Here is a 15,984-nt window from a genome sequence, read left to right as displayed (position 1 = left end):
GGCGGGGCGCGGAGAATGGGATTGAAGCGAGTCCGGTTCAAGCGCGTTTCACGCCAGATCCGGGGCCGAATTCATGCTGATCGTTACGTTTGAACCTAAAAAAGATTCCATGACGGTGTCTCACTGTCTCAGCAATTCCTGAAATCTAGGGAGAATCTTCCGATACAGGGAATTTTTACCTCCGCGAGAGAGTTGTTCACCTACCGCATCAACAGAATGATCCGAATCAACCGGTCCGGGAGACTCGGTGGTGTGCCCTGGGGCGACAATTCGACGCATCAAGTAGCTCGATCCGGCCTCACGGACGACCTCGACCCTCACATCTCCTGCTTCGATCATCAGCGAGCCAAGAGGAGACGAGGCCTCGTCGGCTACCAACTTCGCCCTCAGCGCAGCTCCCGAGGCCAATTCGAAGGAGAAACTCTGCGAATTGCCGTCGTGTCGGGCATCGGCAAGCCCCAACTCCAAACCGTCGCGCCACTTCGCCTGCACCGCAAGCCATGACAGCAACTGCAAAGCCGTCACTCGATGTGCAGGATGGTGACGAATTTCGACGAACTCGACCGCGTCCAGCGCATTCTGAGCGACAGGGTCATCGAAAAGAGCCGCGACCGAAACCCTGAATTGGAAGCTTCGGGTCCAAGAGAGGTCCTGGGGGACCATTCGGCTCGATCCTTCCATCGCCGCACCTACTTTAGCGAACGAACTGAGCGGATCGGACCACTCGGAACTATCGAAGACGAAGCGGTCGATGAGGCTATAGAATCGCTCGGAAAAAATCGGACTCAACTCTCCCTGCCACCACAAAATCAGTGGCAGATCGGAATTCAAATGCGCAAAAACCGTATTCCTCAGACGCCCGGTCGCCCGGCCGGACAAAGCGAACGCAATTTGCTCGCAGCAGACCGACTTCTGACCGTGGGACAGGTGGCAGTGGGCCGTGATCCACGCCTTGATCGACGTTTCTGACGCATCGCGATCAATGCCGATGAGAATCGCGCGACAGGCATGCTCGCGCGTCAACTCCTGCATCGCTCTGGAGTTCTCCTCCAGCGAACCGGGCTTCTCGGAGTAGACCGCAAGATTGACCAGCGAGGCATTCGTGCGCGCCTCATCCTCATCCCAGAGTTTGTGCAACTCCTTATCGATTCCTCCGACGGGAACTTCACGTCCGAGTTCCGGGTGCATGCAAAGCGTTTCGTTCATCATTCCCAAAAGTCAGAGTCGACGCCATTCGTGACCATCTTCCTTGAGAAGATCGTCGGCTTCCTTCGGTCCCCAGTTGCCGGCAACAAATTCCGCCATCGGCGGCGGATCGTCACTTTGGTGCCAGGCGTGCTCGATGTGATCAATGAAGCGCCAGGCTTCTTCGACCTCATCGCGTCGCGCGAACAAGGTGGCATCTCCCGCCATCGCATCGAGCAGCAGCCGTTCATAGGCCTCCGGACTGCCTTTGCCGAAACTTGTGGCGTAGTGAAAGTCCATCTTCACCGGCTCCAGACGCAGACTGGTGCCGGGGATTTTCGACACCATTCGCAGCGAAATCCCCTCATCCGGCTGGATCCGGATGACCAAAACATTTCCTCCGGGAACCCCTCCCGGCAGCGCGTTAAACAAGACACAGGGCGGAGCTTTGAAATGCACGGAAATCTCGGTCGCCTTCTTCGGCAACTGCTTACCCATCCGGATGTAGAACGGCACACCACTCCAGCGCCAGGTATCGATCATCAAACGCAGTGCGACATAGGCCTCGGTCATGCTTTCGGGATCCACCCGGTCTTCCTCGCGATAACCCGGGACAGACCTGCCGTCGACATGACCCGCCGTATACTGCGCACGGACCACATTCTTCGCGACCTTCTCCGGAGTATCCCACTGCCGCAGTGAACGAATCACCTTCACCTTTTCATCACGCACGCCATCCGCACTCAAGTCGGTGGGTGGCTCCATCGCAACCAAACTCAAAAGCTGTAGCAAGTGGTTCTGCACCATGTCGCGCAAGGCACCGGCCTTGTCGTAATAACCGCCTCGACCACCCTCCATGCCCAGATTTTCGGAGCAGGTAATCTGAATCTGATCAATGTAGCGGCTGTTCCACAGTGGCTCGAAAATCGCATTGGCGAAGCGCAGTACCATCAGGTTCTGAGCCGTCTCCTTGCCGAGATAATGATCTATCCGATAGGTGTCCTTCTCCTCAAACGTGCGGTTGACGACCTGATTCAGATGCTGTGCCGTGGCCAGATCGGTTCCAAAGGGTTTTTCGACAATCACCCTCGACCAGCAACCCTTTGCCGCCTTGCTCAGTCCCGCTGCTTTCAACTGCTCGAGAATGTCGTCAAAAAATTCCGGCGCGCTTGCGATGTAGAACAGGCGATTACCTTTCCCCCCGCGCTCACGATCAATCCCGTCGAGTCGCTCGGCCAACCGCTTGTAGCCGTCGGCATCGGTGAACTCACTCCGGTGGTAGTGAATGTTCGGCACGAATTTTGACCAAAGCTCTTCGTCATGCCCGGTTCGTGAGACCTTGCGATTCAGTTCTTCCAGGCCCGACCTGAAAACCTCGTCGCTCTTGTCTCGCCGCGCGAAGCCGACGATCTTCACGCCCGGAGGAAGCTCTCCATCAACCGCAAGATTATACAGAGCCGGGATCAGCTTGCGATGGGTCAAGTCGCCCGTCGCGCCGAAAATGACGACAGTGCAGGCTTGAGGGCTACTTCGGGAGACCAGATCTTCGCGGAAAGGATTACTCATTGGCGGAACAGCGGTTTGCCTCATCCAAGCTCGACGGGGAAGTGAAATGGGCATGAAAATTTGTCACTTCGCCCATGATGCCCCGCAATGGCGGCTATCCTGGCGTCTCCCTCCTCGCCAGAAACGACAACCCTTCTTCTGCTACTCTTTTGATTTTCAGCAGACTGGAAAAGCAAAGACGCCCGAGGTTTCCCCCGGGCGTCTTCAAATCTGAAATCGGCGAACCGATCAGCGCGAATAAAGCTCGACGATCAGCTGCTCGTTGACGAGCGGATCAATGTCGGAGCGTTCTGGAACGCGCTCGACGACGCCGATCATGCTTTCGCGATCCAGCGTGAGCCAATCAACGAGTGGCACGGACTGCGTCAGATCCATCATGCGCAGCGCAAGCTGCTGGGCCGATGGCTTGCCACCGATCTTGATCTTGTCACCGGGCTTCACCTGGTAGCTGGCGACATCAACTTTCTGGTCGTTGACCAAAACGTGTCCGTGATTGACGAGCTGGCGGGCTGCGGCACGCGTGTTGCCGAAACCGAGGCGGTAACAAACGTTGTCGAGACGGGTCTCGAGCAACTGAAGGAGAATTTCACCGGTAATGCCACGACGGCTTGCAGCCTCCTCGTAGTATCCGCGGAACTGCTTTTCGAGCACACCGTATTGGAAACGAAGCTTCTGCTTTTCACCGAGGGCGATCGAGTAATCGCTCTTCTTTTTACGACCGGCACGGAGTCCGTGCTGGCCTGGCGGGAAATTGCGGCGTTCGAGCGCCTTGGAGGAGCCAAAGAGTGCGACGCCAAAGCGACGACTGATCTTTGCGCGGGGTCCTGTGTAACGTGCCATGAGTCAGAAATGTTCGGAGATTATACGCGGCGCGCCTTCTTCGGACGGCAGCCGTTGTGAGGGATGGAGGTCACATCGTTGATCGCAAGGATGTCGACACCGAGACCTTGCACGGCACGGACAGCGGACTCACGACCGGAACCCGGTCCCTTGACGCGAACTTCTGCTTCCTTGAGGCCATGTCCCATGGCCTGGCGGCAGGCATCCTGAGAAACAACCTGCGCAGCATAGGCGGTGCTTTTACGCGAACCACGGAAACCCATCTTACCGGCCGTCGACCAACCGATCGTATTGCCGGAAGCATCGGTCACAGTGACGATGGTGTTGTTGAAAGTAGCGGTGACGTGAACGATCCCCTTGGTGACGTTCTTCGACTTCTTGGCTTTGTGAATCTTGATCTGGCCCTCCTCGGCACCAGCAATCTCAGCAAAAATGTCGCGCTTCTCTTCCTTCTTAGGACCTCCTTCTGCGGCAGCAGCAGCCTCTTCTCCCTTGGGAGCTTCGGCGGCGGGTGCAGCAGCTTCTTCAGCCTTGGGAGCGTCAGCGGCAGGAGCGGCTTCTTCGGCTTTCGGAGTCGCGGTGGACTCGGCAGCAGGCGCAGCGGCGGTTTCTTCCGGAGCCTCTGCAGCCGGAGTTTCGTTCTTCGTTTCTTCGTCAGCCATCTTGGATGATTGTTTGGATCTGGGTCCTGATTATTTCTTAACGCCCATGGTCCTGCGCTTGCCCTTGCGGGTCCGGGCATTGGTGCGGGTGCGTTGGCCGCGAACTGGAAGACCGCGCTTGTGGCGGATCCCGCGAACGCAGTTGATGGAAGTGAGTCGCTTGAGCTGCGATTGCTTTTCCCGACGAAGATCACCTTCGATAATGATGCCCTCGCTCTGGATGACCGTGCCGATCTTCACCAACTGATCCTCGCTTAGTTGACCTGTGCGAAGGTTGGGGTCGATGCCAGCCTGATCAAGAATGCGGACAGCCGTGTTGTGTCCGATTCCATAAATGTAGTGAAGAGACGCTTCGATGCGTTTCTCGTTGGGGATTTCGATGCCGAAAATACGTGCCATGGGACTCTTTGTGTGAGCGGTTCCACAAACGCAGGAAAAACGACAGAGAGCCGTTGGCCACTGCGGAGCGGGCGGGCTGTTTAGCAGAGGATTGGGGGCTGACAAGTGGGAAATCGATAATTTACCTACGATTTTTTCGATTCCCGACGATCTCACCCGACCGGGCTCCGGCGACGGTCATCCGACTCGACAAAACAAAGCTCCGCCCTAGTTTCGCTCCAAGTCTGTAAGTCCCCGAAACATGGAAGATACTCTCGCCGATCCGCCCGCACCCAAACCCTCCGAAAACCAGCTCCCCCCGGACGACGTCGCCGCGATCGACGAACTCGGCAAAACCTACTCGGCGCTCAAGGCCGAACTGGGGAAAGCGATCATCGGCCAGGAAGAGGTCATCGAACGCCTCGCCATCTGTCTTTTCGCCCGGGGGCACGCCTTGCTGATGGGCGTTCCCGGCCTCGCCAAGACCTTGCTCGTTTCCTCGGTCGCCCAGACCCTCGACCTGAATTTCAATCGGATCCAGTTCACTCCCGACCTGATGCCCGCCGATATCACCGGCACCGACATCATTCAGGAATCCGGCGTCGGAGGCCGCCGTGAGTTCGAATTCGTTAAGGGACCCGTATTTTCAAACATCGTCCTCGCCGATGAAATCAACCGCGCCCCGGCAAAGACCCAATCGGCGATGCTGGAAGCCATGCAGGAACTCAAGGTCACCGTCCTCGGCCGCACCTACAATCTCCAACCTCCCTTCTTCGTGCTGGCGACCCAGAACCCCGTCGAGCAGGAAGGCACCTACCCTCTGCCCGAAGCCCAGCTCGACCGCTTCATGTTTCTCATCGAGGTCGACTACCCGAGCGCCGAGGAGGAAAAGCAGATTGCCCGCGCCACGACCGGCTCAGCGGTGGCCAAGCTCGAACACCTGCTCAACGGCGAACGGGTGCTCGCCTTCCAATCACTCGTGCGTCGAGTTCCAGTCCCGGAACACCTCTACGACTATGCCGTCAGCATCGTCCGCAAGACCCGTCCTGGCACACCGGAATCACCGCAGTGGGTCCGCGACCTCGTCGCCTGGGGCGCTGGACCACGCGCTGTCCAGTATCTGATTCTCGGTGCCAAGGCCCGTGCGGCATTGCGCGGGAACTACATGGCGAGCATGGACGACATCGAAGCCGTGGCCCCATCGGTGCTCAGTCATCGGGTGATCACCAATTTCGCCGCCGAGTCCCAAGGCATGACCTCGAAGAAGGTCGTTGAGCGCTTGATCGAAGAAATGCGCCAGTCCTGAGATTCCAGAGTCAAGAATCCAGAAACCAGAGCTAGACCATGAGCGCTCATAACTTTGACAACCTCGATGTGTGGAAACGCAGTTGCCGATTGGCGGTTGACGTCTGCATCGCGTCTCATGGATCCAAGGACTTTGCCCTCAAAGATCAGATTCAACGCTCAGCCATCTCCATTCCATCCAATATCGCCGAAGGAGCAGAAAGCAAAAGCGACGCCGATTTCTGTCGATTTCTCGACTTCAGTGCGGGCTCCTGCGGAGAACTCCGAAACCAACTAATGATTCACCGCGAAGTCTGCCGTGAACTTGGAATCGATCACTTCAAAAACACACCGGAGTTGATCGAGGAAACTCGCGGGATCTCAAAAGTGTTATCGTCGCTCCACGATCACGTCAGCCCGAAGCAAGCTCGTGCCTAACACCACTCCAACGCTTCACCCCACCCGCTCTGGATTCTTGATTCCGGACTCTGGATTCTCAGCCGCATGACCTACGACTTTCTAGACAGCGAACTGCTCTCGCGTCTCGGCGCGCTGCCAGTCGAATCGCGTGTGCCCATGATGGGCCACATGGCAGGTCGCCACCGCTCGCCACACCGCGGGTCATCGGTCGAATTTGCCGAATACCGGAAATACGTGCCCGGTGACGACACACGCCGCCTCGATTGGAAGGCCTTCGCACGCTCCGATCGATTTTACATCAAGGAATTCGAAGCCGACACCAATCTGCGAGCCTACTTCGTCGTCGATGCATCCGGCTCGATGAACTTCGCCGGCCAGGGCGAATCGAAAGTCTCATTCGCTCGACGGATCGCCGCCTCCCTCTCCTATCTGCTCGTCAACCAGGGCGACGCCGCCGGCCTCTCCGTCTGCACCGAAAAGCTTCACCTTGAAGTTCCACCGAGCCGTCGGCCAGCCCACCTCCAGCGCATTTTTGAAACCCTCGCCAAGCTCGAACCCGAAGGTGAGACCGGCCTCGTCCCCGCACTCCATCAGATCGCCGAAAAAATCGGGCAACGTGCCTTCGTCGTCATTCTTTCCGACCTCTTCACTGAACCGGAAGGCTTCTCCGAAGCCCTCCAGCACCTTCGCTACCGGAAGCACGATATCTCCGTCTTCCACCTGATGGACCCCCAGGAGCTGTCTTTCGAATTCGAGCGACCGCACCGCTTCGTCGACATGGAGGACGGTACCTCACTCGTCGTCGAACCCACCCTGGTCGTCGACGAATACCACCGCGCCCTCAACGATTTCATGACCGCCGTGCGTGCCAAGTGCCACGATGCCAACGCCGATTATCAGCTCGTCCCGACGGACACGGCACTTGAGCCGTTACTACGTGAATTCCTAACAGCACGCCTACCGAAGAAGGGAGGAAGATAAGATGTTCTTCCTCCAATCCGCGATGCTCTGGGGACTGTTCGCGGTCTCGATTCCGATCATCATCCATCTGCTCAATCGCCGCCGCCACCGGACGATCCAGTGGGCGGCGATGCAGTTCTTGCTGAAGGCGACCCGCGAATCACGCGGCAAGAAGCGCCTTCGCCACATCCTTATCCTTACCTGCCGGGCGCTTGGTATCGCAGCTCTGATCTTCGCCGCCTCCCTTCCCGTGGTGAGCAAATTCTTCGGTCTCGGAAGCGGTCAGCCCGAACTCGTCGTGCTCGTCTTCGACCGCTCGGCCAGTATGGAAGCCAATCCCAAGAACGGCACGATCCCTCGTCGTGAACTGGCTCTCAATCGCCTCAGCGACGCCTTCGCCGATCTCGAAGGCACGCGACTCGTCCTCATCGACAGCGCTTCAGGAAAACCGCAGGACGTCCCCTCCCCCGAGGTGCTTGCAGAGCTTTCATCGACCGCCGCCACCGACACCACCGCCGACCTGTCCGACATGCTTTTGACCGCCGCGGAGTTTCTTGCGGAAACGCCGGGACGCGCGGAGGTCTGGGTCACCTCGGACCTCCAGCAAACCAACTGGTCGCCTGACGACAGCCGCTGGGACTCGGTTCGCGCCGCTCTCAACTCGCTGCCGCAGAAACCCCGCCTTCGCGTGCTCGCCCTCGGAGGCGAAAATGCGGCAAACCAGACGATCCAGATCCTCTCGTCGCGCCGCTCCGGCTCCGACCTCCTGCTCGACCTGCGGATTTCCCGCGGCGACGATGCCAAGAACCCGCTCAATCTCCCCATAACGATCAATACAAACGGAGCCCGCGAGACCGAAAACGTCACCATTCCCGGTCAGGAATTACGTTTCATCAAGAGCATCCCGCTTCCATCGCCCGATGAAAGCGGCTTCGGCTGGGTCTCGATCCCTGGCGACGGCAACCCGCGCGACAACGTGGCTTTCTTCGCCTATGGCCCCGCTCTTCCCGTTCAGTCGACCGTGATCGCTGAAGGGAGTGCCGCGAATTATCTCTCGCTCGCGGCCGCTCCTGCGGGCTTTGGCGGACAGATCGCCGAAATCCTCCCTCCTGCTGCCACCCCCTCGCTGATCACCAACGGGAAGTCGGCCATCATCTGGGCGACAAGCCTGCCGACCGGGCCGGCCGCCGCGGAACTCGAACGCTTCCTGGAAAGCGGAGGCCAGGTGGTCTTCTTTCCTCCGGTCGCCGACTCGAACAACGAGTTTCTCGGAATGAAGTGGTCCGAGCTGGCAAACGCCGCGACCAATCAGTTTTTCATTATCGATAGCTGGAACCAAGACGACGGCCTGCTCAAGGATGGCATCGATGGTACTGCAATTCCAGTAGACCGATTGCGCGCAGTGAAATATCGCGTGCCGGTAGGCGAGGCGACCGTGCTTGCCAGATGGGACGACACTCAACCCTTCCTTGTGCGGCGGGTCGTCGGCAGGGGAACCGCATGGTTCATGGGCTCGCTCCCCGACTATACTTGGTCGAACCTCGGCGACGCTGACGTTCTTCTTCCCGCCATTCAGCGCGCCGTCATCGCCGGAGCGGATCGCTTCGATGCCGGCTATCTCGCCACCCTTGGCACCACGGAATCCGCAACGAAGGCCGACGAGGTCCGCGAGCGTCTCGACGACTACGGCACGAACGTCAATGCCGAAGCCGAACACCTTGCAGGCATCCACAGACTCGGAGAACGGACCCTTGCCATCAACCGTCCCCTCTCGGAAGACATCCCCGACATCATCGAGAGCAAGGATCTCGAGCAGATCCTTGCAGGCACGGACTTTTCGCTCTTCGAGGACACCAGCGGATCCGGACGCGAAAACATTTCACGCGGCATCTGGCGTGGATTCCTGATCGCCTTGTTGTTCTTCCTTCTCTCGGAAGCCCTACTCTGCCTTCCCAATAAATCCGTCGCCGTCCACTCCACTCCTCGACCGCCGGTTCAACACGCCCGTTAGCCCACAGACCTTGTCCTTCAACATCCATCACCTTCATTTCTCGCCAACGCCACTGACCCTGGCCATTGGCGTGATCACCCTGATCGCCATCGGCGGTCTCTGCGTGCTCGCGTGGTTGCGGAGCACCCACCGGGTACGCACCGGACTTCTGGAGTCCCTGCGCTTCCTGATCGCCCTGATTGTCGTCTTGCTACTATGGAAGCCGGAGTGGCTGACGGTTGTTGACCCGGAGTCAAAACCCCGCATCGCCCTTCTTCGCGATGCCTCGGGCTCGATGAACACGCTCGACGCCGAGCTACCCGAAGGGATCGACGCCGACCGCACGGTGGTCACTCGTAACGCGTGGATCGAAAGGGTCGTCACCGATGAACTGCTCGAATCACTAAGCCTGGAAAACTCCAACGAGATCGTTGAGCGGAAAATCTCGAGTCCTCCGGCAGACGAGTCCAAACTGGCGGGCACCGATCTTTCGCAGCCGATCATCGACCTTCTGGAGAGCGAGAACAATCTCCGAGCCGTGGTTCTCTTGTCAGACGGCGACTTCAATCTCGGACAACCGCCAGTGGTCGCTTCACAGAAACTTCTCCAACGTGGCGTTCCGCTTTTCACCATCCCCGTCGGCAGCGACCGCAGACTGCCTGATCTTGACCTGATCTCGGTCACCGCCCCGACCTACGGCATCGTCGGCGAGAAGGTTCAAATCCCTTTCACCGTGCGCTCGTCACTCGAACGTGAAGTCCGCACCATCGTCAGACTTCGCGATGATACCGGCCGCGAGAAGACCAAGGAAATCGTCATCCCGCCAGGAGAGGAAACTTACGAGTCGATCCTTTGGCAGATCGACGGCGAAGGCTCCTCGACGCTTGAGCTCTCGCTGCCCGTCGCCGAGGGCGAACGAGTCGAAGCGAACAACTCGCGCAAGTTCACCCTCTCCGGTCGCCCGGAGTCGATCAAGGTGCTCGTGATCGATTCGCTACCCCGCTGGGAATACCGCTACCTTCGCAATGCCCTCTCCCGCGATCCCGGCGTCGAACTTTCCTGCCTGCTCTTCCATCCGCAACTCGGCCTTGGCGATGGACCCGACTACATTCAGGAGTTTCCGGAGAAACCTGAAGATCTCGCCCGCTTCGATGTCATCTTCATCGGCGATGTCGGCGTGGAACCGGGCCAACTCACCGAGGAGCAGTGCGAATTGATCAAGGGACTCGTCGAAAGCCAAGCCAGCGGCGTTGTTTTCCTCCCCGGCCCGAGAGGCAATCAACGCAGCCTCGTCGACAGTCCGCTCGGCGATCTGATCCCGGTCGTGCTGGATCCCGACAAGCCCGAAGGCATCGTCGATCCCGTCGCGTCTCCACTAGAGCTCACCGGCGAAGGTCGTGGCTCATTGCTCACCTTGCTCGCCGACACCGAAGAAACCAATCCCCAGGTCTGGCGCTCCCTTCCCGGCTTCTACTGGCATTCCGCGGTGACCAAAGCAAAAGGCGGCACCGAAGTCCTCGCCGTACATGCGAACCGCCGCACCAATTTCGGCCCTACCCCGATCATCGTCACCAGCACCGCCGGCAACGGCAAGGTGCTCTACATGGGAATCGATTCCGCGTGGCGCTGGCGCCGCGGGGTTGAAGACAAATACCACTACCGCTTCTGGGGCCAGGTCGCGCGCTGGATGTCATACCAGCGGAACATGGCCGCCGGCCAAAGGGTGCGCCTCTACTTCTCTCCCGAACGCCCGACTCCCGGTGACATCGTGACTCTCAACGCCAATGCATTCGATGAGAATGGAGCACCCCTCGAAGAAGGCAATGTCGTGATCGACGCCCAACTCCCGGACGGCAGCTCTCAACGCATCAGTCTGGACAAGACGGATACCGCCTGGGGATCCTTCACCGGCCGAATCAAGATTGACCAACCCGGTGAGTGGAAACTCGTCGCCCGCGTCGGAGATGGCGAAGGCGATGCGGTGGAAGCCACCCTGCTCGCCCAGGGCATCGAACTGGAAAAGGTCGGCCAACCCGCCAAACCCGAAGTTCTCGAAGAAATGGCGCGGATTGCCCGCGGTCGCATGTTGAGCGCAGCGCAACTGCCTGAACTGATTCGTGAAATCCGAGCCCTGCCGGAACCCCGCCCGATCGAAAACCGATTACCACTGTGGTCGCACTGGATCACCGTCGCGATGGTCATCCTGTTGCTCGCCGTCTTCTGGATAGGAAGAAAGCTGAATGGGACTTTCTAGAGCAAGGAGCAGCGACTTCAGTCGCTGATGCCAGCAAAAACCTGCGACTAAAGTCGCTGCTCCTTGTGGCTTTCCGGACGGTAATTAGAATGCCATCCTCAACCCATGCCCCGCGCCATTTGCATTATTCTCGACTCCGTCGGCTGTGGTCACGCCGCTGACGCTGAGGCATTCGGCGATACGGGCGCCAATACCCTCGGTCATCTCCTCGAGCGTCTTCCCGGCTTGGATCTCCCAAACCTTGCCTCGATCGGGCTCTACCAGGTCATGCGATGCCTCAATCTCGAGTTCAACAAAATCGCTCCCCCACTCCTCCCTAATGCTGCCTGGTCCTCAATGTCCGAAACCTCCGTCGGCAAGGACACCACCACCGGCCACTGGGAGATCGCCGGCAACGTGCTCGCCGAACCTTTCGCCACCTTCGTGAGTTTCCCGGATGAGTTGGTCGACGAAATCGCCACCGCGGGAAAGACCGGCTTCATCGGCAACGTCGTCGCCTCAGGCACGGAAATCATCACCCGCCTCGGCGAAGAACACCTCCGCAGCGGCCATCCGATTCTCTACACCAGCGCTGACTCGGTCCTTCAGATCGCCGCGCACGAAGAACACTTCGGCCTCGAACGCCTCTACGAACTCTGCCGAACCGCTCGCAAAATTCTCGATCAACGGGGTATTCGTATTGGCCGGGTGATCGCCCGCCCCTTCATCGGCAAAAACGCCTCCAGCTTCCAGCGCACCACCAACCGACACGACTACTCACTGCAACCGCCACCCACCGTTCTGAACCGACTGCAGGAAGCAGGGATCCCGGTCATCGGTGTCGGCAAGATCTCGGACATCTTCGCAGGATCCGGGATCAGCGAATCACATCCCACCAAGTCGAACGACGACGGCATGCAGACCATCGATCGACTCTGGGCGGATGATCGCGATGCCTTCATCTTCGCCAACCTCGTTGACTTCGACATGTACTATGGTCATCGTCGCGACCCGGAAGGCTACGCCAAATGCCTGCGCGAATTCGATGATTGGCTCGGCACCTTCCTGCCAAAAGTCGGCGACGACTTCCTTTTGATTACCGCCGATCACGGCAACGATCCCTATCACCCGGGAACCGATCACACCCGCGAGCAGGTGCCCCTTCTCACGGTGAATTCACCCAGCAACCCTGTCCACTCATCCGACTTCACCCAGGTTGCAGAACTCGTCGAAGAACATTTTGACATCGCTGCAAGCGGACGGATGGAAAACAACTGACAACGACACCATGAATCTCCACATCCCCACCCTCATCGGACGCAAGCGCGATGGTGAACATTTGCCAGCCAACGAAATCCGCGCGCTGATCGACGGCTACGTTTCCGGCGAGGTGCCGGACTACCAGATGTCCGCCTTCGCCATGGCGGTTTTCTTCAAAGGCATGAACGCCGAGGAGACCGCAGCACTCACCCGGTCGATGCTCGAAAGCGGAGACGTCTTTGAGCACCCGCCGGGCCACCCGCTTGTCGTCGACAAGCACTCGACCGGAGGCATCGGTGACAAGGTCTCGCTCCCCCTCGCCCCCTTGGTCGCCTGCACCGGCGCGTGGGTTCCGATGGTTTCGGGACGTGGCCTTGGCATCACCGGCGGCACGCTCGATAAACTTGAATCGATTCCCGGGTTCAATGTCTCGGTCTCGCTTGAGGCCGCCCAACGCCAACTCTCGGAAATCGGCGTGGTCATGATGGGCCAGACCGAGCGCTTCTGCCCAGCCGACAAGAAACTCTACTCGTTGCGCGATGTCAGCGGCACCGTTCCCTCGATTCCCTTGATCACCGCATCGATCATGTCGAAGAAGCTCGCCGAGTCGCTCGACAAGCTGGTGCTCGATGTCAAGTTCGGCAGCGGTGCCTTCATGAAGACCGAAAAGGATGCACGCACTCTGGCCGACGCCATGATTGCGGTCGGCAAGGAAATGAATGTCGAAGTCCATGCCCTGCTCAACCCGATGAGCGAGCCACTCGGCCGGACCGTCGGCAACGCTCTCGAAGTCATCGAATCGCTCGAATGTCTCGACGGCGGCGGCCCGGCTGACTTGAGGGAGCTGGTCCTCGACCTTGCCGAGAAGATCAGCCCCGTATCAAGGAAAGAGCTGGAGGCCCTTCTGGACGACGGCAGCGCCCGCAGGAAGTTTGACGAGATCGTTCAAGCCCACGGGGGAGACCCGGCGGACTTGCCGAACCTCGCCAAGATCCACCAAGCCCCCATGATCCGCGAGCTGCCCGCACCAGATACAGGAACCATCGTAGCTGTGGATGCTGGCCTGATCGGGCAAGCATCACTCCAACTCGGTGCTGGCAGATCCCGCGCGACGGACGCAGTGAATCCTGCCGTCGGATTCGACCAAATCTTGAAATGTGGCGAGCATGTCCACCAGGGGAAACCCCTTTGTCGGATTCATGCCGACAACCTCGTGGACTTCGAAATGGCCTCGGCACTACTTGACCAAGCCTTCAAGATTCAGCCATGAGCCGCCCGCCCCTGAGAGCAGGTCGAATCATCGGCATCATCATCCTTTGCGGATTCGTCGCCGTGCTTGCCTGGGGTTTCACCCGTCCGGCGAAGACCCCCGCCAGCCGCCGTCTCGTTGAGGCCGAGAAGCAACTCCGTGAGATCGCCATTAACCAGGAACAACGCGAAGACGCCCAACTGACCCGCCAACTCCTCGGTGAGAACCTCAGCGACCGGCGTTTTTCATTCGCGACCATCGTCCTCGCGACCGCCGACCGCAAAGTCATCCCTTTGAATCGCGATCTGGAATCTCATCAGCGGGTGATCAGGGCGATCAATGCAGCGCTTGAAGAGTCCACCAAAGAGCTGAGCCAAGAAGACTCTCCGATTCGGAAACTCCGGCGCATCAACGAAGGCTCGAGGTTCTTCGAGGAAGCGCTGATGGCGAAGATCGACGCCGAAGAGGGCCTGTCTTGCGAAATCCCAACCACGCGTGAAGGCGAGCACCAGCGCAGCGGTTATCCCGACCTCAAGGTCACCGACTTGAAAAGCGGAGACGTATTCTACCTCGACCCCAAACTCGTCGAGCAGAGTTCATGGCAAAGCACCTTCCGCAGCTTTTACTTCGAGCCCAAGACCAAGACCCTCAAAATCAACGATCACGCCGTCCACCTCCTGGTCGGAATCGGCCACGACGGAAATCGTGGCGCATGGACCTTCGGCGACTATAAGATCGTCGACCTTTCAGAACTTAGCGTGAGATTGAAAGCGGAGTTCCAGGCTTCCAATGCCGACCTCTATAAAATGGAGGATCCCGAGTAGTCAGCGCCCCTGGGGTTTTGCCGCCTCCGCCAGTGCCTTGGCCACAATCTCAACCGAAGGAGCATCCAGCGGCCTCGGCAGAACCGCGCCCAGCACCAGGCAGCCGAAATCCGTATCAACCGGAATCACTACCAGATACGCATCCGAGCCGACCTTGACGTGGACATTTCCCGGCTGCCCGGGCACCGGGCGATAGGCCTGCGAAAGACTGCGCGCCAGAAAGTGAAGTTTAGCGTAAGCCGGATCGTCGAGCACCGGTTGACCATCACGATCAAGCACAAACACCGAACGAGCTCCGGCATGCCGACGGAGCCAATCGCGGAAGCGAAACATCCGTTCCATCAGCGGTCCGCGTCTGGTCTCACCTTCCTCGCTTCGCATCGGCCTGGCGACCTGTTGGAATGGATGGTTTGAAGCCTCCTCCTTGGGTTTATCACGCTGCTCCTCTCCAACCTCCGCAAGGAAGGGCTTTGCCTCAATCTCCAACCTCGGCGCTTGTTGTGGCTGCTGTCCGGGCAACTCGGGCATACGAGGTATTTCATCGACCGACTCTCGGGATTCTGGAGCAGGCTCCGCACTTGTTGCCGAATCTCTGAGCCTCACTTGAGGAGGAGTGACTTCTTTCGGCCGATCCTCAACTCTCGCAGGGGGCTCGACTACCGCAGCCGGAATCTCGTTCTTCGGAACCGGCAAGGACGCTGACTCCTGGATCGGCAAAGGTCCCGCCGATTTCATGCGGAGTTCGGTGGCCACCGTGGTGAATCCCTCAAATCCCGGACCGAATCCGGCGTTCGAACTTTCATCGATCTCCGAACGATCAGGAGCCGAAATCAACTGCGCCGCCATCCGGCGAACAGCGTTCCCATCGATCCAAGGTTCAATAGGATCCATCATCAGCCGATTTCAGGTTGCCTTCCGGGCATCTGCATCTTTGCCTCGATCTCCGAGCGCAAAGAGTCAAACACCGCCATCGCCCCATGGCCATCTTCCATCACACCGACGGGTAGACCACGGGCACTCGCCCTCAAAAATAAAGGATCCCTCGGCACCACTGTTCTCAGAACCAATTCCTCAGGAAGGAGACCACGAAGCGCTTCCACCGATTCCCGACTCTCAGGCATGTCGTTCTGAAC

Annotated in this window: 14 protein-coding genes and 1 pseudogene; 8 read left to right on the top strand and 7 right to left on the bottom strand. The window is 58.9% G+C overall.

Annotated elements, in window-relative coordinates:
- Window positions 1-120: 120 nt before the first annotated feature.
- From WBG04_RS06085 to rpsM, 5 genes are all read right to left on the bottom strand, one after another.
- Window positions 121-1,188, bottom strand: coding sequence for a glucose-6-phosphate dehydrogenase assembly protein OpcA (locus tag WBG04_RS06085; protein WP_424313490.1), 1,068 nt, complete (start codon window positions 1,186-1,188; stop codon window positions 121-123).
- 30 nt (window positions 1,189-1,218) lie between these two features.
- Window positions 1,219-2,751, bottom strand: a complete 1,533-nt coding sequence (zwf, locus tag WBG04_RS06080) for a glucose-6-phosphate dehydrogenase (protein WP_424313489.1) — start codon at window positions 2,749-2,751, stop codon at window positions 1,219-1,221.
- Window positions 2,752-2,979: 228 nt separating this feature from the next.
- Window positions 2,980-3,591 (bottom strand): 30S ribosomal protein S4, encoded by a 612-nt coding sequence (rpsD, locus tag WBG04_RS06075; protein ID WP_424313488.1) that lies wholly within the window; start codon window positions 3,589-3,591, stop codon window positions 2,980-2,982.
- Between the two features lie 20 nt (window positions 3,592-3,611).
- Window positions 3,612-4,253 (bottom strand): 30S ribosomal protein S11, encoded by a 642-nt coding sequence (gene rpsK / locus WBG04_RS06070; protein ID WP_424313487.1) that lies wholly within the window; start codon window positions 4,251-4,253, stop codon window positions 3,612-3,614.
- A 30-nt stretch (window positions 4,254-4,283) separates the two neighbouring features.
- Window positions 4,284-4,652, bottom strand: coding sequence for a 30S ribosomal protein S13 (gene rpsM / locus WBG04_RS06065; RefSeq protein WP_379711227.1), 369 nt, complete (start codon window positions 4,650-4,652; stop codon window positions 4,284-4,286).
- 241 nt (window positions 4,653-4,893) lie between these two features.
- Between rpsM and WBG04_RS06060 the strand changes: the two genes are divergently transcribed.
- The 8 genes from WBG04_RS06060 to WBG04_RS06025 all read left to right on the top strand — a co-directional run bounded on the left by WBG04_RS06060 (window position 4,894) and on the right by WBG04_RS06025 (window position 14,851).
- Complete coding sequence (locus WBG04_RS06060; RefSeq protein WP_424313486.1) at window positions 4,894-5,937, top strand: AAA family ATPase; 1,044 nt, start codon at window positions 4,894-4,896, stop codon at window positions 5,935-5,937.
- A gap of 38 nt (window positions 5,938-5,975) precedes the next feature.
- Complete coding sequence (locus WBG04_RS06055) at window positions 5,976-6,353, top strand: four helix bundle protein (RefSeq protein ID WP_424313485.1); 378 nt, start codon at window positions 5,976-5,978, stop codon at window positions 6,351-6,353.
- A gap of 66 nt (window positions 6,354-6,419) precedes the next feature.
- Window positions 6,420-7,316, top strand: coding sequence for a DUF58 domain-containing protein (locus WBG04_RS06050; RefSeq protein WP_424313484.1), 897 nt, complete (start codon window positions 6,420-6,422; stop codon window positions 7,314-7,316).
- 1 nt (window position 7,317) lies between these two features.
- Entirely contained in the window at window positions 7,318-9,306 is a 1,989-nt protein-coding gene (locus tag WBG04_RS06045) for a BatA domain-containing protein (RefSeq protein ID WP_424313483.1), read from the top strand.
- 10 nt (window positions 9,307-9,316) lie between these two features.
- Complete coding sequence (locus WBG04_RS06040) at window positions 9,317-11,539, top strand: hypothetical protein (RefSeq protein WP_424313482.1); 2,223 nt, start codon at window positions 9,317-9,319, stop codon at window positions 11,537-11,539.
- Window positions 11,540-11,644: 105 nt separating this feature from the next.
- Complete coding sequence (locus WBG04_RS06035; protein WP_424313481.1) at window positions 11,645-12,796, top strand: phosphopentomutase; 1,152 nt, start codon at window positions 11,645-11,647, stop codon at window positions 12,794-12,796.
- A gap of 10 nt (window positions 12,797-12,806) precedes the next feature.
- Window positions 12,807-14,048 carry a thymidine phosphorylase gene (locus tag WBG04_RS06030; protein WP_424313480.1) on the top strand — a complete coding sequence of 414 codons (1,242 nt, stop codon included), beginning with the start codon at window positions 12,807-12,809 and terminating at the stop codon, window positions 14,046-14,048.
- Complete coding sequence (locus WBG04_RS06025) at window positions 14,045-14,851, top strand: hypothetical protein (protein ID WP_424313479.1); 807 nt, start codon at window positions 14,045-14,047, stop codon at window positions 14,849-14,851. Before WBG04_RS06030 ends, WBG04_RS06025 begins: the two co-directional genes overlap by 4 nt.
- On the opposite strand, the gene WBG04_RS06020 is transcribed toward WBG04_RS06025, so the two are convergent.
- Window positions 14,852-15,745 (bottom strand): hypothetical protein, encoded by an 894-nt coding sequence (locus tag WBG04_RS06020; RefSeq protein ID WP_424313478.1) that lies wholly within the window; start codon window positions 15,743-15,745, stop codon window positions 14,852-14,854.
- Window positions 15,745-15,984: pseudogene (locus WBG04_RS06015) on the bottom strand (hypothetical protein); the annotation flags it as partial. The gene WBG04_RS06020 and the pseudogene WBG04_RS06015, both read right to left, overlap by 1 nt.

This window comes from Haloferula sp., assembly GCF_049672945.1.
Classification (GTDB): Bacteria; Verrucomicrobiota; Verrucomicrobiia; order Verrucomicrobiales; family Akkermansiaceae; genus Haloferula.
Note: the sequence above shows the minus strand (reverse complement) of the source record. Positions and strands in the feature narration are given on the sequence as shown.